The sequence below is a fragment of the Rhizobium sp. YJ-22 genome, assembly GCF_029601685.1.
GTDB lineage: Bacteria > Pseudomonadota > Alphaproteobacteria > Rhizobiales > Rhizobiaceae > Metarhizobium.
On sequence record NZ_JARRIR010000002.1, the window covers coordinates 363,831 to 381,397 of the forward strand.

The 17,567-nt window shown below is 60.3% G+C and carries 26 protein-coding genes and 1 pseudogene; 6 read left to right on the top strand and 21 right to left on the bottom strand.

What is annotated here, in order from left to right:
• From P7F60_RS06340 to P7F60_RS06415, 16 genes are all read right to left on the bottom strand, one after another.
• Positions 1-243: a hypothetical protein gene (locus tag P7F60_RS06340; RefSeq protein WP_277916870.1), complete on the bottom strand. Its 243-nt coding sequence runs from the start codon at positions 241-243 to the stop codon at positions 1-3.
• Positions 240-713 (bottom strand): hypothetical protein, encoded by a 474-nt coding sequence (locus P7F60_RS06345; RefSeq protein WP_277916871.1) that lies wholly within the window; start codon positions 711-713, stop codon positions 240-242. The genes P7F60_RS06340 and P7F60_RS06345 overlap by 4 nt, the downstream gene beginning before the upstream one ends.
• A complete protein-coding gene (locus P7F60_RS06350) occupies positions 713-1,402 on the bottom strand; it encodes a DUF2786 domain-containing protein (RefSeq protein WP_277916872.1) in 690 nt (229 codons plus the stop codon). Before P7F60_RS06350 ends, P7F60_RS06345 begins: the two co-directional genes overlap by 1 nt.
• Complete coding sequence (locus P7F60_RS06355; protein WP_277916873.1) at positions 1,399-2,040, bottom strand: regulatory protein GemA; 642 nt, start codon at positions 2,038-2,040, stop codon at positions 1,399-1,401. The genes P7F60_RS06350 and P7F60_RS06355 overlap by 4 nt, the downstream gene beginning before the upstream one ends.
• Complete coding sequence (locus P7F60_RS06360) at positions 2,037-3,047, bottom strand: DUF5131 family protein (protein ID WP_277916874.1); 1,011 nt, start codon at positions 3,045-3,047, stop codon at positions 2,037-2,039. Before P7F60_RS06360 ends, P7F60_RS06355 begins: the two co-directional genes overlap by 4 nt.
• On the bottom strand, positions 3,047-3,316 hold the full coding sequence (locus P7F60_RS06365; RefSeq protein ID WP_277916875.1) for a hypothetical protein: 270 nt from the start codon (positions 3,314-3,316) through the stop codon (positions 3,047-3,049). The genes P7F60_RS06360 and P7F60_RS06365 overlap by 1 nt, the downstream gene beginning before the upstream one ends.
• Complete coding sequence (locus P7F60_RS06370; protein WP_277916876.1) at positions 3,313-3,609, bottom strand: hypothetical protein; 297 nt, start codon at positions 3,607-3,609, stop codon at positions 3,313-3,315. The genes P7F60_RS06365 and P7F60_RS06370 overlap by 4 nt, the downstream gene beginning before the upstream one ends.
• A gap of 2 nt (positions 3,610-3,611) precedes the next feature.
• Complete coding sequence (locus tag P7F60_RS06375; RefSeq protein ID WP_277916877.1) at positions 3,612-4,148, bottom strand: host-nuclease inhibitor Gam family protein; 537 nt, start codon at positions 4,146-4,148, stop codon at positions 3,612-3,614.
• 11 nt (positions 4,149-4,159) lie between these two features.
• Positions 4,160-4,576: a hypothetical protein gene (locus P7F60_RS06380; RefSeq protein ID WP_277916878.1), complete on the bottom strand. Its 417-nt coding sequence runs from the start codon at positions 4,574-4,576 to the stop codon at positions 4,160-4,162.
• Positions 4,576-4,875: a hypothetical protein gene (locus tag P7F60_RS06385; RefSeq protein ID WP_277916879.1), complete on the bottom strand. Its 300-nt coding sequence runs from the start codon at positions 4,873-4,875 to the stop codon at positions 4,576-4,578. Before P7F60_RS06385 ends, P7F60_RS06380 begins: the two co-directional genes overlap by 1 nt.
• The gene (locus P7F60_RS06390) at positions 4,875-5,717 is read right to left on the bottom strand and encodes an AAA family ATPase (protein ID WP_277916880.1); all 843 of its coding nucleotides are present in this window, start codon (positions 5,715-5,717) and stop codon (positions 4,875-4,877) included. Before P7F60_RS06390 ends, P7F60_RS06385 begins: the two co-directional genes overlap by 1 nt.
• A 266-nt stretch (positions 5,718-5,983) precedes the next feature.
• A complete protein-coding gene (locus tag P7F60_RS06395; RefSeq protein ID WP_277916881.1) occupies positions 5,984-8,041 on the bottom strand; it encodes a transposase domain-containing protein in 2,058 nt (685 codons plus the stop codon).
• Positions 8,038-8,235 carry a hypothetical protein gene (locus P7F60_RS06400; RefSeq protein WP_277916882.1) on the bottom strand — a complete coding sequence of 66 codons (198 nt, stop codon included), beginning with the start codon at positions 8,233-8,235 and terminating at the stop codon, positions 8,038-8,040. Before P7F60_RS06400 ends, P7F60_RS06395 begins: the two co-directional genes overlap by 4 nt.
• A complete protein-coding gene (locus tag P7F60_RS06405) occupies positions 8,235-8,696 on the bottom strand; it encodes a hypothetical protein (protein ID WP_277916883.1) in 462 nt (153 codons plus the stop codon). Before P7F60_RS06405 ends, P7F60_RS06400 begins: the two co-directional genes overlap by 1 nt.
• On the bottom strand, positions 8,693-9,535 hold the full coding sequence (locus tag P7F60_RS06410; RefSeq protein ID WP_277916884.1) for a ParB N-terminal domain-containing protein: 843 nt from the start codon (positions 9,533-9,535) through the stop codon (positions 8,693-8,695). Before P7F60_RS06410 ends, P7F60_RS06405 begins: the two co-directional genes overlap by 4 nt.
• Positions 9,535-9,909 (bottom strand): hypothetical protein, encoded by a 375-nt coding sequence (locus P7F60_RS06415; protein ID WP_277916885.1) that lies wholly within the window; start codon positions 9,907-9,909, stop codon positions 9,535-9,537. Before P7F60_RS06415 ends, P7F60_RS06410 begins: the two co-directional genes overlap by 1 nt.
• A 124-nt stretch (positions 9,910-10,033) precedes the next feature.
• Between P7F60_RS06415 and P7F60_RS06420 the strand changes: the two genes are divergently transcribed.
• A complete protein-coding gene (locus P7F60_RS06420) occupies positions 10,034-10,507 on the top strand; it encodes a hypothetical protein (RefSeq protein WP_277916886.1) in 474 nt (157 codons plus the stop codon).
• A gap of 279 nt (positions 10,508-10,786) precedes the next feature.
• Here the strand turns inward: P7F60_RS06420 and P7F60_RS06425 are convergent, their stop codons facing one another.
• A complete protein-coding gene (locus P7F60_RS06425) occupies positions 10,787-11,137 on the bottom strand; it encodes a helix-turn-helix domain-containing protein (protein ID WP_277916887.1) in 351 nt (116 codons plus the stop codon).
• Positions 11,138-11,267: 130 nt separating this feature from the next.
• On the opposite strand from P7F60_RS06425, the gene P7F60_RS06430 reads away from it, so the two are divergent.
• Together P7F60_RS06430 and P7F60_RS06435 are read left to right on the top strand one after the other, a co-directional pair.
• Positions 11,268-11,831: a helix-turn-helix transcriptional regulator gene (locus P7F60_RS06430; protein WP_277916888.1), complete on the top strand. Its 564-nt coding sequence runs from the start codon at positions 11,268-11,270 to the stop codon at positions 11,829-11,831.
• Positions 11,832-11,965: 134 nt separating this feature from the next.
• Positions 11,966-12,166, top strand: a complete 201-nt coding sequence (locus tag P7F60_RS06435) for a hypothetical protein (RefSeq protein WP_277916889.1) — start codon at positions 11,966-11,968, stop codon at positions 12,164-12,166.
• Positions 12,167-12,491: 325 nt separating this feature from the next.
• Here P7F60_RS06435 and P7F60_RS06440 read toward each other — a convergent pair whose 3' ends face one another.
• On the bottom strand, positions 12,492-13,730 hold the full coding sequence (locus tag P7F60_RS06440; protein WP_277916890.1) for a RelA/SpoT domain-containing protein: 1,239 nt from the start codon (positions 13,728-13,730) through the stop codon (positions 12,492-12,494).
• 144 nt (positions 13,731-13,874) lie between these two features.
• On the opposite strand from P7F60_RS06440, the pseudogene P7F60_RS06445 reads away from it, so the two are divergent.
• Together P7F60_RS06445 and P7F60_RS06450 are read left to right on the top strand one after the other, a co-directional pair.
• Positions 13,875-14,171, top strand: a pseudogene (locus P7F60_RS06445) (tyrosine-type recombinase/integrase); the annotation flags it as partial.
• A gap of 217 nt (positions 14,172-14,388) precedes the next feature.
• Positions 14,389-14,823, top strand: coding sequence for a hypothetical protein (locus P7F60_RS06450; RefSeq protein ID WP_277916892.1), 435 nt, complete (start codon positions 14,389-14,391; stop codon positions 14,821-14,823).
• Between the two features lie 47 nt (positions 14,824-14,870).
• Here P7F60_RS06450 and P7F60_RS06455 read toward each other — a convergent pair whose 3' ends face one another.
• The gene (locus P7F60_RS06455) at positions 14,871-15,524 is read right to left on the bottom strand and encodes a glutathione S-transferase family protein (protein ID WP_277916893.1); all 654 of its coding nucleotides are present in this window, start codon (positions 15,522-15,524) and stop codon (positions 14,871-14,873) included.
• A gap of 10 nt (positions 15,525-15,534) precedes the next feature.
• Entirely contained in the window at positions 15,535-16,176 is a 642-nt protein-coding gene (locus P7F60_RS06460; protein WP_277916894.1) for a dihydrofolate reductase family protein, read from the bottom strand.
• Positions 16,177-16,273: 97 nt separating this feature from the next.
• Between P7F60_RS06460 and P7F60_RS06465 the strand changes: the two genes are divergently transcribed.
• A complete protein-coding gene (locus tag P7F60_RS06465; protein ID WP_277917190.1) occupies positions 16,274-16,789 on the top strand; it encodes a helix-turn-helix domain-containing protein in 516 nt (171 codons plus the stop codon).
• A 7-nt stretch (positions 16,790-16,796) separates the two neighbouring features.
• Here the strand turns inward: P7F60_RS06465 and P7F60_RS06470 are convergent, their stop codons facing one another.
• Entirely contained in the window at positions 16,797-17,540 is a 744-nt protein-coding gene (locus P7F60_RS06470) for a response regulator (protein ID WP_277916895.1), read from the bottom strand.
• Positions 17,541-17,567 lie beyond the last annotated feature (27 nt).

Below are 17,567 nucleotides of genomic sequence, written 5' to 3' on the forward strand. Positions count from 1 at the left end.
CTATTGGCCCTCCGGCCGAAGGCGTCTGTCGATCGAAGGCTTGTGAAGAGGTACGCAGGTGACCACGCGGTCACCGACCAGCACGAACTTCACCCCTTCGAAGATGACGCCTGACGCGCCGAGCGCAACACCCCGCGATACGACGCGCTCGATGTGGGCACGAATGCGCCCCGTGTCGAAATCGTGGGCGCGCTCCAGATAGCGGATGACTGCATGGTCGGTGACGCTGATCAGCTTAGTCATACTGCGCGCGTCCTTTCGGCGGATTGACGGGCCTTCGCCCTTTCAAGGATGGGTGTGATGTCAAAACCCTGCCAGCCAGGCCCACGATAAATCCACGGTGGGTTCTCTGGATCGAGCCGGCCAACGTCGTAGCTGTGCAGCAGATCAAGCAGGTAAACGGGCGTGCCTGGATAAGGGCAGGTGTTCCACAGCCGACGCAAGGTCAGCCGGATATTGTTGCCATAGCCGAACAGGCGCTGGCGCGCCCGACGCCAGAGCTGTGCACGCTGATCGCGATGCTCCTGCTGCCACTGGTCCCATTGGACCGCGCGCTTTGCCATGACGGTGTCGGCGTCGGGCTGCTGCTCAGCAATCACTTCAGCAAACAGCGGGAGCCGCTCGCGTTCCATGCGCTGCTTTCGAGCAAGGGCAGCACGCTTCCGGCTGGTGTCCTCGAACGGGCCGTGACGAGTGGCTTTCACGAAGCGCATTATGCACCTGCCTTTCCAATGAGGCCGGCAACGCCCCCTCGCTCAACACCATGGCGAAAGTTCACGCGAGCGCCGGCGCGGTCCCCGGCATAGGTGGCGTCGGCAAATCTGGCTTTTGCCTCCTTCGGCCTGACCATCCGCGCCTTCGGAAACATTTCGTCCAAGGCTGCGCGAGCCTGATCGCCTCTGGCTGTCGAGATGTTGGCGCGAAACATGAGAAGCAACCGGCAGACAAGGGAGCGGATCATGCCGTCAACGAAATCCTCGACAGCTTTCCGCCGTGTCTTGTCGGAACGGCGCGCTTTATAAAATGCGCCCTTTCGAAATTCCTTCACCCCGCCCTCAATGGCGCGATGAAGCACGTCGTGAAGGTAGCAAGCGATCTGCGGGCCGGGAGCAGCACCAACGTAGATGACTGTCTTGTCGCGCCCCTCGCGGAGATGAACCATCGCCGAGTTAGTGACATGCGCGACAGCAGTGCAGACGCGCGTCTTAATTGACCGGACGTCGAACTTGACGCCGATCGACGCCTTCTCCATGTCGATGACCGTTTCCGACACAGCATGATCGCGCATCAGGGCGGCGACCTTCTCGGCCGCCGCCATAGCCTCGGCTTCGGTGCAGCCAGCCGCGACGGTCTTGGCGGTCAGGGCGCGTATTTTGGCGATGAGCTTTTCACGGTCGGTCATTTCGCACCCGCCTTCTTCTGCAGGCGGATGCGCGCGCCGAGTTCGTTCATGACCGCGATCCACTCTTCCTTGCTCACTGAGCGGGATGATGCAGGCTTGCCGAGCATGGCGTTGATGCCTGGCCAGAAATCCGGCGCGCCGGCCGGATGCAGGATCTTCCACTGCGCTCGCGCTATCTGGCAGCCGAAAGCCTCTTCATGCTTGGCCTTGCCCTTGATCGACCAGTTGACGCCGGCGCGGGCCGCGCGCGCCTTCAGCGCTTCGATGACGGCCGTGCCGTCGTCGTGGTGATGGACGAAACGCATGGCTTGCACTTTCGCCTGTCTCTTGACGAATTCCAGGATGGCGCTGTCCCGGCGATCCTTGACCACGCCGAGATTATAGAGGGCGATCCAGAGCGCCTGGACCTTGGGGGAATACTTCCCGCTCATGTCGGGCTGGCCTTGAAGGCGCTTCGCAGCCGGTTTGAAGCCCAAGCGGAGCAGCTCGTCGGCGACCGCCTGTTTCTGCCCGTCGCTCATCAACGAGAGGCGGCTTTCACCCGTGACGCGGTGGTTGAACGCCCGCTGGTCGGCCTCGTCGTCAATCTGCAAGGCGCGATACCCGCCGAAAATGAGCCTGTTGAGATTGGCCATCATGCGACCGCCGCTATTATGGGGCGGGCGTCGTGTAGCTTGCCATCAAGCAGGCGTCCGGACCGGCGCTTTCCAATGCGGATGCAGGCCGTACCGTCTTCAAACCGATGGACGCGAGGATCATCGGTCCCGGCCTGCCAGGCGAAGCGATCGGCGTCGAACCAATTCTCAGGCAGGTATTCGCCGTTCTGCTTGTGGTGAAAAGGAACACGCTCCTTTTCGCACTGGTCGCGAAGGCGGATAAAACTGGCCGGATGCGTGGGGCGGGCAAGATGTTCGCCCTGGTTCGTTTCCCCGCCGGTTATCACCCAGCCAAGGCGATGGCAGAGACCGACATAATCGCGATCTCCCTCGATGTGACCAGTGCCGGGGATGGTATTTCGGCCGGCCGGCATCCATATGCGGCCACTGAGGGCGTCGATGTGATAATCCCCACCCTCGACCTCGGGAAAGCTCGTCAGGTCGATATCGCCAAGCAGCGGCTCGCACGAAACGAAATTGAAGAGAGGCCGCATATCCAGCTTCCACAGCTTGACGCTGGCTTCGAGGAGGTCGGGCACATTCAGGTTTGCGCGCTGCTGATCTTCAACGGTCGTTCCGATGGCGGCATTGGCCGGCAAGCCACCGGCCTCGGCCGAAAGGCGGGCGATATTCGAGGGGCGCTTGGTCAGCAGCAGATAAACCAGATGCGGCGTCCGCCGCATGACGTCGAAGGCTTCTGCACGCCACTGCGGCGGCACCTTGTTGTCGAAGATATCGGCAAGGGAGGCGCAGAAGACGAATGGGCGGGTTCCGGACGCAGCGGCTTTCCGATCCCAACGGAGAGGATCGTTCCAGGTGTGGGCGCTCGTGCGGACGCGCTCGCCGTGCGGTCCCCACGCGACGCGGCCAAGCCGCTTATCCATCAGGTGCTCGGCATAGCAGCCATCGCAAGCGGGCGACACTTTCTGGCAGCCGATCCACGGGTTCCAGGTGTGATCCGCCCATGTGATATGGGTTTTCTCAGCCATCAATTTTCCTCCGAATAATACGGCAAGCCGAGCAGCGGAGCCGGCAGGGCGAGCGGCTTCTTGCGCTTCGCCGCAGCGGCCTCTTCCTTGGCCTTCTTGTCGGCGACGATCTGTTCGTGCTCGATCTCGCGGAGCTGTTCGAGCAGGAAACCGAGCGAGCCGGGTTCGGAAACCTCGATCTCGACTTTCACGGTGGACTTCGCCCGCTTCACCGAGGCGGAAAAGTCCTTGAGCCGCATATGGCGTTGATCAATCCAGATGCTGCTCATCGGATCGGCTCCTTCAGCATCGCGATCTTCCGTTCGGCGGCAGCTTTCCAGTTCAGCATCAGGCCGACGCTGCCATAGGTGCAGCTCGTCTTGACGCCGCCCAGCGTCATATGCTGGGCGTCGTGTTTCCGAATGACGCGAGCGCCGTGATCGTCTTCAAGGGATTGCAAGGCGTCGTCAGCCGCAGCGAAGTATGCCTTTTGGCGGGGGCGCGGTTCGTCGATGCCGGTCGGCGGCAGGCCGGCAAGCTTGCCCTCGACGATTGAAACGAGATTTTCGAGGTCGGCAATCATCCTCAGGCCTCCGCCTGCATGGCGCTCGGCGCATCGATCTCTGCCGGTTCGATGATGAAGTCTTCGCCATCGGACGTGATGGTCACGCCCTCGATCTTGCGGGCGCGTGCGGGGTCGGCGAGCATCGCCTCCCTGTTGATCTCCTCTTTGATGCGGAGGAAGCTCTTGCCGAGGCGCATACGCTTGATCGTCGCGACCGCGACCGCAACGGTGGTGGTGATGCGCACGCTGGCGGGTCGAGCCCGCCAGTTGATCCGACCAGTCCCGAAATCGTGGAACTTGACCTTGTTGTCATTGGTGAGCGCGGCGCGATTGGCTTCGCAATAGGTCTGCAAGCCGCGCTCGTGCTCGGCCAGCTCCAGCGCGAGAAGGGCCGTATCCTGTTCGAGCTGCTCGCCGGCCAGCCGCACCTTGTCTTCCGCAATCGACTTATGGCCTGCAATCAGGCGGCGCAGTTCGCCGACACGGCCGACCGACTGAACGGCCTCCTGGCGGTTCTGTGGTACGCGGGCGATGGCCTTCGCCTTGGTTTTCTTCATGGGTGGTTCCTTCAGGCGTGGTTGGCGTTGGCGACCTCGGACGCGCGCAAGGTCGCGGCCTGTGCCAGGAGATATTCAAGAGCGGCCCGTTCGCCGACCGTGTGTTTCGTCTGCTCGTAGGCGGTCAGGGCGTGGATCACGTTGAGGACGGCACGCCGGCCGGAGACGGGTTGCGGCCGGAAATGCACCACGTTGCCGGCGGCGGGGATAAGCGGCCGGGGCCGCCCAAGCTTCGCCTCGGCCTCGCGCAGCGCCTTACCGAGAATGCGGTTTTCGTCCTCGACCTCGCGGCAAATCTCGATCACCGTCCGCAGGCGCTTGCAGAAGCTAACGATCTGGTCGGGGGTGAACTCGACGCCCCGTTTCTGGTGCGGCCGCAGCGCATCGCGGATCGCGGCGACATGTTCGGAAGGGAGAGCGGAGATCATCAGCGCTTCCCCCCGAAATCCGGGCGAACGACCTTGCCGTCTACATCGCGGGCCAAGCCCTCGAACTGATCGGCGGCGAGCTGGTCGATAATTGGACGATTACGCCGCGCCGCATCGGCGAGGCGGAAGGAACCGATTTCGCGTTCATCAATCAGAACGATCCTCCTGATCGCCGAAAGCGTTTTCACCAGCCCGTCGAAATCCTCGCCGGGCATGGTGACCTCGACGGCGCCGCAGTGGCGGCCGAGATCGCGGATGACTTCGTCCAATGCAACGCTGGCTGGAACTGCAGAGACCATTACATGTCCTCCACATCGCGGTTGCGCCAGGCGGCTTCCAGATGCTGCTTTTTCAACTCGGCGGCGCTGCAACCGGCCGCGAGGCAGGCGATCTTGATCGTCCGGTCGATTTGTCGCAAAGCGCCACCTTTCATGCCCAGCCCGGTCAGGAACTTGACGCTGGCTGCATCGAGAACACCCCATGCCTCGATAAAGGCACGCACATCGTCGGCCCGGCCGGGATCGCGCTTCAGGTTCTTATCGATGCGGCTGACGATCTGGTCGCGGCTGGCGGCGTTCGGCCCGCCCTGGCTGATACGGCGGCGGATGTCGGCATTGCCGACCAGCGCCACGCCTGTCTGGTACTGATCGGAGAAATGCCGAAACTGGTTGACCGCCCGCCCATCGGCGTGCTGCGCCTCGTCCACGATCAACAGCGCCGATCCGCTGCGCTTCAGCCGCTCCCCAATGGTCTCGACCACTTCGCCTTGGTTAAACACGCGCACACCGAATTGACGGGCAAGCATGTTCATAGCGCCAGTCACCGTCGTCGCCTTCTCATGCAACGTCACCATGTAGACATGCGACTTGACGCGTCGAAACGCATCGCAGGCCGACGTCTTACCCCTGCCCGCATCGAGCGTGATCGTGACAAAGCCGGAAATGGCCTGGGCGAGCTTCAGCGTATCGTGAATGCTGCGCGCCGCGTTCGTCACGAAGAAGTCCGGCGACTGCGGCAGCGCCGACGACATTCCAACGCTGTCCTCGAACGTATCCAGCCAGCGGCTGACGGAAGTATTGGCATTCTCCAGAACGCCTTCGAGCGTGCCGGAGCACCACATGGAGAAAGAACTCTCGGCCATGCCGATGCGCCGACCGGTGTCGTTCTTCGTCCATCCTTGCTGGGCGGCAATCTCGAATAGCCGTGACCGAAGCTCACGCCACGCACCGACGTCATGCGCCGAGTGTTTGGCAAGAAACTTCGAAGATGGTTCGGGCTGTGCCCAACGGCTGTTCGGGCTTGCACCTACAATATCAAGCATTACAATGGTCCCTTGTGTGATGCCCTCAGGGGCTGATTAGCGGCCGGGATTTCCCGGCCATTTTTTCTTTGAGGGAACCGTACTCACTACTTCTCGGCTCGTTTGGTCCGGCCGGACGCAATACCTGCTCGGCCGGTATTCCCTTTCGGGAATGGGATGATCGAGCTGACGCCCGATAGCTGGGAAAGGCTGCGGGAAATCCCGGCCTCGAATTCTTCGTCCGTCATCACGTCGGTATCGGCCTCCACGGCAAGATTGCCGGCGACAATGCGGGTGACGGCGGGGCGGATCGGCTTCTTGGGCGCATCCGGTTCGCTGGCGCTGTAGAGATCGGCCAATTCGTCGGCGGAAAGGATGCGATGCATGTCCGCCTGAGCCTTCTGGAGCTTCACGAAGGTTCTGCGATTGCGGTTGTGGATATGCGCCGCCTCGACATCGTTGAAACGGCCCTTCTCCGTGCAAGGCGCAGCGCAGATCAGGCGGCCGTTCGGCTCGTAGACCTTGATGGGATCATGCAGTCGGTCCGGATCGAAACGGATTTTGACCTTCTTGCCCGACCAGGCGGTCAGGTCGTTCGACCAATAGATGTTCTTCAGGTAGTGGATTTCGCCACGGTTCTTGCGAACCTGAACCACCTTCTCGGCCAGCATCCAGAAATCGCGCTGCGCTTCGGTGGCGCGGCGAACAATCGTGCCGGGATGAGCCATGCTTTCCTCAAAGGTCGCATCGAAGCTGCGGCCTTTCGCCGTGTGCGACTTGCGACCGGTGCGGGCATTGTGCTCCGCGATCCGCTCGGCGACGTGGGCCTGCAGAACATCGAGAGGGATCGCCCGGCTGCGATAGTTTTCCGGCTTGGCATTGGTATTCGGGCCGGTATAGCAGCCAGACATGGCGGGGTGCTTGGAGATTTCCTCGGCCAGATCGCGCCATGCGCGCTCGATAGGCTTCGACTGCCCGTGATAGACCTTGGTGAAATGCGGCTCGATGCCGAAATTCTTCAGGATGCCGGACATCTCCTCTTCGTCGATGCCGAAGCGGTTTGCCTTCGTGCTGGCCTTCTTGCGGAACAGGTTGCGGTGCGCCGCGCCACCCGAAATCGCCTTGCTGGCAAAGGCGCGGCCGTTGTCCATGTAGAAATGCTCGGGGATCCCGAAATCCTCGATCATATCGCCGATGCAGGCGCGAACAACGTCCCATGTCTCGGCGCTGGCGAGCCGCCAGGACAAGACCTTGCCCGAATAGATGTCCTGGATGCCGAGCAGGATCACACGCACCGGGCTTTTCTTGTTCCAGGGTGCCCATACGAACAGGTCGAGCTGGTGACCGTCGGTATTGGCGATTTCCATCGCATGCAGGTGATCCTTGGTGCGGACCTGCGGCGGATAAAGTTGCTCGGCCTTCTTCTTCCCCTCGCGGGTATAGACCTGCACCGACTTCTCGACCTCGGCATCGAGGCGGCGGCGCAGCGACCGCTCCGAAGGGATCGGAGCCCATCCCTTCTTCTTGGCCGCTTCGGTAACACGTCGATAGCAGGCCGAAAAGCGCGGGGCTTCCGGCCGGAGATAATCCGACTTCAAGGCCGCCCAGGCGTCTGGATGGCACTCGGCGCGATCACGAACAACGCCGTCCTCGACATACTTCGGGGCAAGCGCCGGCAACCAGTCTTCCTGATCCACGTCGCTGACCAGCTTCCGCCATTCGTAGTAGGTGGAAACCGGTGTCTTATGCGCACCCAGCACCCTCGCCAGCACCGACTTCGTGTCTTCCGGCGTATCCGAGGCTTGGCGCTCCAACAGCGCAGTCTCCACTGCCACCAAGACGTTGTGGCGGGCGTGGCAGACGGCACGCTGATCGTCCGTCATCGCTTCCCATTGGACCCAATAGAGGCGCTTGCGCTTTTCGCGGGTCTCCTGGCGGGCTTCGTCTGCGCCAACGATCACAGCCAGTCTAACCTGGGCGCTGTGAGGCAAAGCAGACCTATGGAAACGCCAGACTGGCTTGGTCTTGCCGTCGAACTGCCGCGCGCGCTCCAGATCATTTTTCCAGCCGGCCTCTTCCACAAGGCGCTTCATCGCGGTCAAGCTCGCCGGAAGACCCGGCAGCCGTAGGTCCAAAAGCTCCTGGACGGAAAACCATTCCTTCATCTCGCCCCTGCCTTTCGGGATGCCGAGAATTCGCGGAAGGCCGCTTCGTTCTGCTGTATCCAGCGCAGGGTCTGCGCCGCCGCGCGCATGTGCTCGCGGTGCAGGTCGCCCTTGGCTCCGGTGTAGATCGTGCAATTCCGTTGCAGGAACTGATCGACAGCGGCGATCTGGCTGGCGATGGAAACCTTCTGCATCACCGCTTCCCCCGCGACGTGATCGAGATCGGCCGGGCGCGCAGCATCTTCAGCTCGGCTGTGATCCGCCGCCGCTCCTGCTCGCGCAGGGCGATCTCGGCAAGCACGGCCTCCTCGCCAATCAGGACGGTTACGCCCTGGACGGATGCGGCTTCGTCCCAAAGCCACATAGCGCCGGTCGCATAGACCAGGGCGCAGAAGCGCGGCATGGTGATATCGTGGCCGGTCTTGCTCTCGGCGGTATAGGCATCGATCGACGCTTTGCTGATCGATGGTAGGCCGAGATACCGGGCCATGCGGGTGGCAATCGTTGGGCGGTCGTACTGGCTTTCGCGAATGGCGCGGCTCATCGCCGCCTTCAGCTTGGCGCGATAGCGGTCGATATCGATCTGAGTGGCCGGCGCGCGAACCGGAAATACCGGCTCGCCGAACATGTCGAGTTGGGAGGGATCGGGCTTCATGCCGCCGCCTCACGCTTGATGCTTTCCATCAGGTCGCCAAGCCCTTCGAGCGGATCGACACCGATATGAACAAGGAATTCGCTCCTGGTCTCTTCGTCGGCCTCGTCCCAAACAGAAATCAGCTTAGTCAACAGGCTGACGGGCTTCTTCGGTTTCTCTGGCTTCATCGCGTCAAGCACGCGGTAGATATCCGGTTCGACCTTCAGCCCGCCGACAAGCCCGGCCTGCTCTGTCTCCGGCATTCCAGCCAGCTTCAAGAGTAGCTTCTGATCGTCTTCAGCCGGAGTTCCACGGAGGGCCGCGCGAAGGCCGGGATGTAGCTTCAGGCCAATCGTCGAAAGACGCTTATATGTCGTCGCGCCGATGCCAAGCCGTTCTTGGACCCGCTCGGAAAGCTCTCTGCCGGGTGCAAACATCAAAGGTCCATCGTGGTCCTTTGATTTCCTGTTACCGCCTCGCACGATTTTTCCGTGTTTCTCTTCGGCAATTTCCCGAAATTTGACCACGAACATTCCGCGATCGAGCTGCGAAAGCTCGTTACGAAACAGGTTTTCGGAGATCTCGATAAGCTGCGCCTCGGCAACATCGGTAGAGACGATTAGAGCGTCGATCTCCGTCCACTCGTTCAGTTCGCCACCACGCAACCGGTGTGCGCCAGCGACCAGCGACCAGGGCGTCTTGCCGCCCTTTGCTGCCGGCGTCGGCCGCACCGTGATCGGATTGATCAGGCCGCGCTCGGCCATCGACGCGGCAATCGCCAGCGCGTGTTCTTCATCGACCGGCCGGGCGCGTTCGCCGACGAAAATGGAAGCAATCGGAATGGATTTCAGCGTTGCCATCAAGCAACCTCATCAAAATACGGCGCTTCGCCGTCGGATGTCCTGAGAAACAGGAGCGTCCGTGCGCGTTCGGCCATGGATTGGTAATGAATGGCGAAGGGGTCATGAGCTATGCGGGCGTCGATCGTCCGCAGGCCCCGGTTGATTGCCTCACGGGAGCGATCCTCCATCTCGACGACACGGCGTTTCGGCCAGCCGAATTCACGCACCACCAGATGCATGACAACCTGCCGGGCAAGCGCGGCATCGAACCACTCGTGTGGTGGATCGACGATGTCGCGGATCGAGAGATGCGGAAACCCTTCCCGCACGGCGCAAAGGCAGGCATGGATGGTGGCTTCATAAACCTGCTTCTGATCGTAAACGTTCAACATCGGTCACCAGACGCTGGATACGAGCGCGACGGTCGCCGCGAGGATGCCGGCGCACGCGGTACACGTCACCAGCAGCATTTCCACCGCGAGGCCGGCTCGGCGGAGCGCCGGGACCATCGGAACGATGTCTATTTCGGAGCGCTTTTTCGTCATTGGCGATGGCCTCGAAATGCGGGAGGGTGTGCCCGCAACGAACGAATGGAGGGATTCGGAAATGGAAGAGGAAACGCAGATCGAACGTACGGCGAACTTCGCGATGGCGGACGCCAATGTTCTCGGCATGCTCCTGTCTGAGCTTGCAGACGCGCTGAAGCAGAGAAACCTTCTCAACAACGAGGATATCGCTGGCGCTCTATTGAGGGCGGAATGTCGGGCTGAAATGGCTGACAAAATCGGAGAAGAGGATGGCGACATCAGCGGTCACCACGTCGCAGCAGCGCAGATAACCATCGACGCATGGAGCCGACGATTGACGTTGGAGCCTGCGCTGGATCAGCTTCGCACCCAGCAACACGCGTGGCTTGCGGCGGGACGTCCAGGGGAAAGCCCCCTTGAGGCAGAACGCATCGTCGAGGAATATCCTGACGACGAGGAGTAAGCGCCCCCTTGGCGTAAAGAGCATACAGATCGTCAGCAGTCAGGCTTCGTTTTTCTTCGGCCGATTGCCGTGCTTGCTTCAGATGGGCGCGGCGGGTGGAGGCATGTATCTTCGCCGCCTCCTTGTCGAGGCACGAACCCTTTACGCCCCGACCAGCCTTGGCTAACGCAGATCGGAATGCCTCAGTAAACTCTTGATCCAGGGCTTCTTGCCGTTCGACGCGCCTGCGTTCGACGGCATCAATCAATGCGTCAAGAAGTCCTGCCGAAAACGAATAGGTCACGCCGCCACCCCGCTCGATGCAACGGCGCTTTTATGCTTGGCCCGGCGCTGGCGCATATTCGGCGGGCGAACATAGTTTTCCTTGGGCTGCGGGCTCTTCCGCGTCCCGTCGCCATGATAGCGCGTGCGCCACAGATGCTCGGGACGCCGGCGCAGGGCCGCCGCGATAGCGCGCTCGCCAGCCAGATTGGCCTGCTGAAGCGCGTTGCCGCAGGTGCCCTTTGCAAGGCCGTAATCCGCGTCAATTCCGATCAGCGTCAGGCCGGCCTCGGAGAGCAGGCGCTTGACGCGGTTCATCTCATCAAGGCGCAGCTTCGCCGCCTTGTCCGCTATGCGGTCATGGTGCATGGTATTCCCTTATTGTGATGAGGGAGGCCCTGGCCGGCCTCCTTTTTCATGTGTGATTTGGTCTATGTTTATAGAAGGAGGATAAACATAAATTTCGGATTTTAAAAGCCCGAATTTTATGTTTTTGAGAATGGCTCGAAAACCCGTGTACAAAACGCCACTCGGCCGCCGGCTCGCCGATATTCGCGAGGAATTCGGCTTGGACCGCGAAGAACTTGCCGCGAGGTTCGTTTCCGTAAGCGCCGCAGCCATCGCGAATTACGAGCGAGGTGACAATGTGCCGGACGCAAATGTCCTAGCCGCCTACCACAGAGAATTTGATGTAAATCTTGAATGGTTGATAACAGGCGAGGGAGAAATGTTCGGCAAAATTGGCGATACAGGTGAGAAGCGCAGAATAGAGTTTCCGCCTACGGACACCTCTACTCTTGGTATTGATAATCCCACTCTAGTTTTGAGACGGCGCATCTACCGACACGTTCGCGAGGCATTCGTAACTAGCGAAAAATTCGTTCAAGAGGATGCAATGGCAATGGTGGCAATGGACCTTTTTGCTGCATTAACTCATCAGGTTAAAGACCTCGATGATGAAGAGGAGGTCCAGTTAGCCCTCGCACAACTCATTTACAATTTGAGGAAAGAAATCTCCCGAACCTCTGCCAATCCGGGCACCACCAAACGCTCGGCCTCATGATTGTACGTGTAGCACAAGATCGGAATGACAACCCATAGGGGCGCGAGGCAATAGCGCCTGATCCCCAATGAGTTGCGAATGGTTAAGGGTTAAGGTTTCGGTAAGGATAGATGGGAAAACCGGAGGAAATCGCCATGCCGGTGGTTGACTGGAAGAAAGCGCCAAAGGGCGCGCGCTGGTGGGCAATGGATGCCGACCGAAAAGCATACTGGTACGGCGCTCCAGACATCGCCGCCTTCACCGATTTCTGGTTTGCCGAACAGATCGAGGCTCCCGATTTCGGCTTCACCGGCGACTGGCGCAAAAGCCTCGTCGAGCGCCCTGAAAGGAAATAGCCGGACTTTTCTCACAGGAGGGCACGGTAGGCGTAATTATCTGTTTTCGCGTGCTTTTTTCAATTTCCGGCGAAATAGGTCCATTTCGGACTTTTCTCAATTGGAATTTCGGTCAGAACCGGCTGAAAAAATCGTGGATTCCCAAACTTCCCTGAAGAAACTGGTGCCTATATTTTTCAATGGCTTGAAGTCGCCTTAAAGGCATTCCGAGGATTTCTGAGCCCCATCTTGAAGCCTCGCCCCCACCGACTATAATCCACCGCCAGGCGCACCGATTTGCTCCGCCGATCTGTCAAAATCATCCTTGGCCCATCACCTCCCGATGTCAGGCTAATGACTTGTTCCATAAGGCTTTTGCCTCGGAATGACGGGCAATGACAGGAAATGACAAGAATTCCGGATACCGGTGACAGACAACACCCAACGGAAAATCATCAATCGGACCGATTGGCGCTCTCGCGATAAGAACCGAGTTTGCACGTCCAACCGCCCTTATAAAGTTGATGTGAAAAGGCAAATTGTCGTCTCTAATGTTATTCTCGCTGTCCGGCTCGTACCACCGCGCAGCGACATGAGTCATAATGAGGTAAGCCCGAACTATCTGCTTAAGCGCTTGGTCGAAGTCGCGGTGGGCCTCCCTCGTACCCCAGTCGGGCTTAAGAAATTTGAGGTATATGGCTGGGTGTCGACGCAACAGTGACGCTATAAGTTGGAGGGCCAACGGCTCTTTGTTGACCAAAGTAAGTTTGTCGAGTTCCGCTCTTAGTTCAGTCGCAGAGGCTATGCCGGCCATTCGTAGAAGCCGATCAAGGTTGTCGATACGGCCCAGACTGACGTCTGTCTTTCCGTTTTTCTCAAGCCAAGAGTAGATCAACGTAGCCAGGTCGTACCTGCTGTCCCATCTTTCTTGATCAAGCATTTGTACACGGCGTTGTACCGCTTTCTGCAATCTTTCTAGCGCAATCTCCCCGGAAAGTACGAGGCCGTTCAACTCATCTAAGATGGCCCGCTCCTCCTCCGACGGCGTGCCGCTGTGCGGTTTATAAATTAGGTCATGCTCGACCTCAGCCCACGCATGCATCAAAACTGACCCTACCTGGATCTCGATGGACGCCTGAGCGTAGTCGTGTGCGGTTCCCACTTTCTGATCGGATTTGAGACGAACACGATAGTGATCCGCGTAATAGCCGTTGAACCTGTTGCTTGGATGTCGCTCGATTGTCGTCGGGAACGTCTTGCTCGCCAATACTTCGAATGTAGATGACAAAAGCTCCTTGACCCTCTTGGCATCACCAGGAAAGTAAAGTGCGATTCGCACACCGGCTAGGTCGACTATGTCTTCCCTAACATCGTCGATACTTGCGTAGTGTTTTGCTTTCTTGCGGGAGGGTATCTTGTCGGCAAGCTTTTTGATGGACTTGGCTCTGTGAGATACAATTGCTCTAATGCCGGCTGTCTCCAGAATTTCCTCGCAAAGCGTGGCGCAAGAGTTCGCGGCGTTTTTGTAGAAATAGAATTCTCTAGCGTATGCCCTTAAGAAATCGGAGATCACATCAGCGTTCATGCTTGGCCCCTGGACGAAAGCAACAATCGAAAACCAGAGGTAGCATTTGCTTTTTGTCCGCGCGGGATGTCAATGCGCTACATCCGAGACGGGCGCGAAAACAGCAACAAGTTACCGATGCTGGAAGCAGCGCTCGTCGACCTCCCCCGCCACTGCGAAACCGTCTTGTCGACGGAGTACAAAAAGCCGTTCTCCGAGAAATCTCTCACGGGGATGATGGCGCACTGGACCGAGAAGGCCAACATGGGGCCGGGAGCTACCTTTCACGGATTGAGGAAGACGCTCGGGAAATACTTGTCGGAGTGCGGCGCGACTGCTAAACAATCCGCAGGCATCCTTGGCCACGACGATCTCGAACACGTCGAATTGTACAGCCGGGAAGCTGAACAAGAGGTGCTGGCGGTCGACGGCCTGTCGCTCCTACTTAAGCGATTTTCGTGATTTTGTAGACTCTACAAATACCGACAATACACGACAATATGGAAAGGTCTCTGTCCAACCGTCTTCCCTAAGAGGCTGGAAAGACTGGTTTTTCCAAGGCCCTCCGGGCCCACCATTTCGTTCCATCAAGAACCAATTCGGCACTGCAATTCAAAATCGTGCCGCTTTCCGTGATTATCGGTAGGGGATCGGCGAAGCCGTCTGAGGGCTTGAGGGGATGTCGGACATGTTGCGATTGGCTTTTGCGGCGGTGATGGCTGTCCTGCCTGCTGGAGTGCAGGCGTCCGAATGGCCGCCGGCAGCGGATTATCTGAGCATGACGGATTGCAGCGCAGCGGAGGATCCGGGGTCGTGCAATGCTGTGCGGCAGGATCTGCTGCGGGATTATGCAGAGGCGATTGCAGGAAAGCCGCGGGGGCAGCGCAAGGTTTCGTTTTGCCTGACGACGGGCTGCGATTCCGCAGTCCAGGCCAATCCTGTCAGGGGATGTGCCTGGCAGATAGTGCTCATCAAGTCGCGCCGGCCGGGATTGACGCGGAACGATCTGGCGAATTTCCGTAATTATTGCGGCCCGGGCTTCCTCGACGATGCCGGGCGGGAAGCGGCCATGGCGCAGGCAAAGGATTTGCTGAAGAAGCTTGGGGTCAATTGAGCGATGGCCGGCCGGCGATTCGTCGCCGGCGGAGACGGAAAACCGTCTCAATCGCGGTCGGTGGGAGCGCCAAGCGGGAAAAGGTGGCGGTAAGGCCGCGCCTCATCGAGGGCGCGGGCATAGCTTGGGCGGCTAATCAGTCGGGTGCGGTAGACCCAGAGATGGCGGTGGCGCTCCGGAATCGGATGCGTCCAGTCGGCATAGAGTAAGGCGGGTGCGGCGGCGCAATCGGCCAGGCTGAAACGATCGCCGACCACCCATTCGCGGCCCGCCATGCGCTCGTCCAGCACAGAATAGGCAGTTTCCAGCCCGGCGCGCAGCGTCGCGCCGCCATCCAGGCCGGCGCTGTCGCGGCCGATGGCGGAAAGGACCAGCCTTTGCTGCGGTGTGCTGATGTAATTGTCGAAGAAGCGGTCCCACATGCGTGTTTCCACGGCCAGTTGCGCATCGGCGGGGATGAGGCGCGGCTCCGGGTGATTCAGGTCGATATGATCGATGATGCTGGTCGCCTCGAAGACGACGCGGTCGCCGTCGACGAGGATCGGGAAGCGGCCGACGGGCGAGAGTTTTGCGAATTCGCCGGCGACCGGCTCGCTGCCGTCGAGCATCCGTGTTTCAAAATCGAGGCCTTTTTCATAGAAGGCGGTCTTGGCCTTCTGGCAATAGGATGACAGCGGGTGGAGATAGAGGCTGAAGGGCATCGGCTTTTCCTCAACGGCTGAGAACGATATGGGTCGCGCCTTCGCCGAACACATGTTCGGTGACGCGAAAACCGAGCGCCGGCAGGTCTATGCCGGCGAACAGGTTTTCGCCCTGTCCCAGCACGACGGGCGAAACCGCGAGATGCATCTCGTCGACCAGGCCAGCCTGCAGATATTGCCGCACGGTCGAGACGCCGCCGCCGATGCGCACGTCGCGTCCGCCGGCCGCCGCCCGCGCCTGCTCCAGCGCCGCACCGATCCCCTCGGTGACGAAATGGAAGACGGTGCCGCCTTCCATGACGATCGGCGCGCGTGGATAATGGGTGAGGATGAAGGTCGGCGCATGATAGGGCGGGTTGTCGCCCCACCAGCCTTTCCAGCTCTCATCCGGCCAATCGCCGCGCACCGGGCCGAACATGTTGCGGCCGAGGATGAAAGCTCCGCAATTGTCCATCGCGCGAATGGCGAAACTCTCGTCAATGCCCTGTGTGCCACCCTCCTGCCCAATCATCGTGCGAAAGCTGCGCGTCGGGAAGAACCATTCGTGCAGTTCCTTGCCGCGCAGGCCCAGGGGCTGTTCGAGGCTCTGGTCCGGCCCCGCGCCGAAACCATCAAGCGATATGGAAAACCCTGCCACGCGCACTTTCGTCATCGCTTCCTCCCGAAAGTAGTCCGATTGCATTTTACAACTGGTTGCAGACTGCCATAACCGATCCTATGTTGCAACCGGTTCGAAGGACGAGGTGAGCGTGGATATCGAGCGACGGTCGGGCTGCCCGATCAACCTGTCGATGGAGGTGGTGGGCGACCGCTGGAGCCTGGTTGTCATCCGCGACATGATGTTCGGCAATCGCCGGCATTTCCGTGACCTGCTGACGCGTTCGCACGAAGGCATTGCCTCGAATATTCTCGCCTCGCGGCTGAAGCGGCTGACGGCGCTCGGGCTGATCACCCGCATGGACGATCCGAGCCATGCGCAGAAGGCCATCTACAGCCTCGCCGAACCGGCGATCGCGCTGGTGCCGGTGCTGGCCATGCTCGGCGCCTGGGGCCGACGCTTCCTGCCGGTCACGGAGGAGCTCAGCATTCGCGCGCAATTGCTGGAGGAAGGCGGCCCGGCGCTCTGGGAGGATTTCATGCGCGATCTGCGGGTGCTGCATATCGAAGACCCGATCGGCGGCGCCAACGGAACACGCAAATCCCCGGTGCTGGCGCGGCTGACGCAGGCCTATCTCGACGTTCTCGCGCGCAAGGCGGGAGGGTGAAACGAACTCAGGTCACCCGGCCGGTGAAGATATAGCCGACGCCGCGCACGGACTTGATGAACTGCGGATCGGCCGAATCGGCCTCGATCTTGCGGCGCAGGCGCGCCACCTGCGCATCGATGGTGCGGTCGAAGGCTTCGAGATTGCGGTTGCGGGTCAGATCCATCAAGCGCTCGCGCGACATCACCCGCCCGGCATTGCGCACCAGCACCACCAGCATGTCGAATTCGCCCGTGGTGAGGATGATTTCCTCACCCTTGGGACAGACGAGCTTGCGGCGATCGACATCCAGCACCCAGCCGTCGAACCGCAGCGGCGGATGCGCTTCGCTTGCCGGCGGTGCCTCGACCACCGGCGCCTGCTGCGGCTGGCGCCGGCGCAGGATGCTGCGCAGCCGGGCCAGAACCTCGCGCAGGTGAAACGGCTTGGCGATGTAGTCGTCGGCGCCGACTTCCAGTCCGACCACCTTGTCGACCACGTCGTCGCGGCCGGTCAGCATCAGGATCGGTATATCGGATTGCGAGCGCACGGTGCGGGCGAGCGACAGCCCGTCCTCGCCGCCCGGCAATACGAGGTCGAGGAACAGGGCTGAAAAATCCTGCCGCGCCAGTTCGTCGCGCATGGCGACGCCATCGGCGACGGCGGTCACGGCATAGCCTTCGCCCTCGAAATAACGGGTGAGCATCTGGCGAATGCGCGGGTCGTCATCGACCACCAGCAATCGTTCCTGTGCACTGCCCGCTGCTGTCACGTCTTTTCTCCCCGGCAATGAATCCGC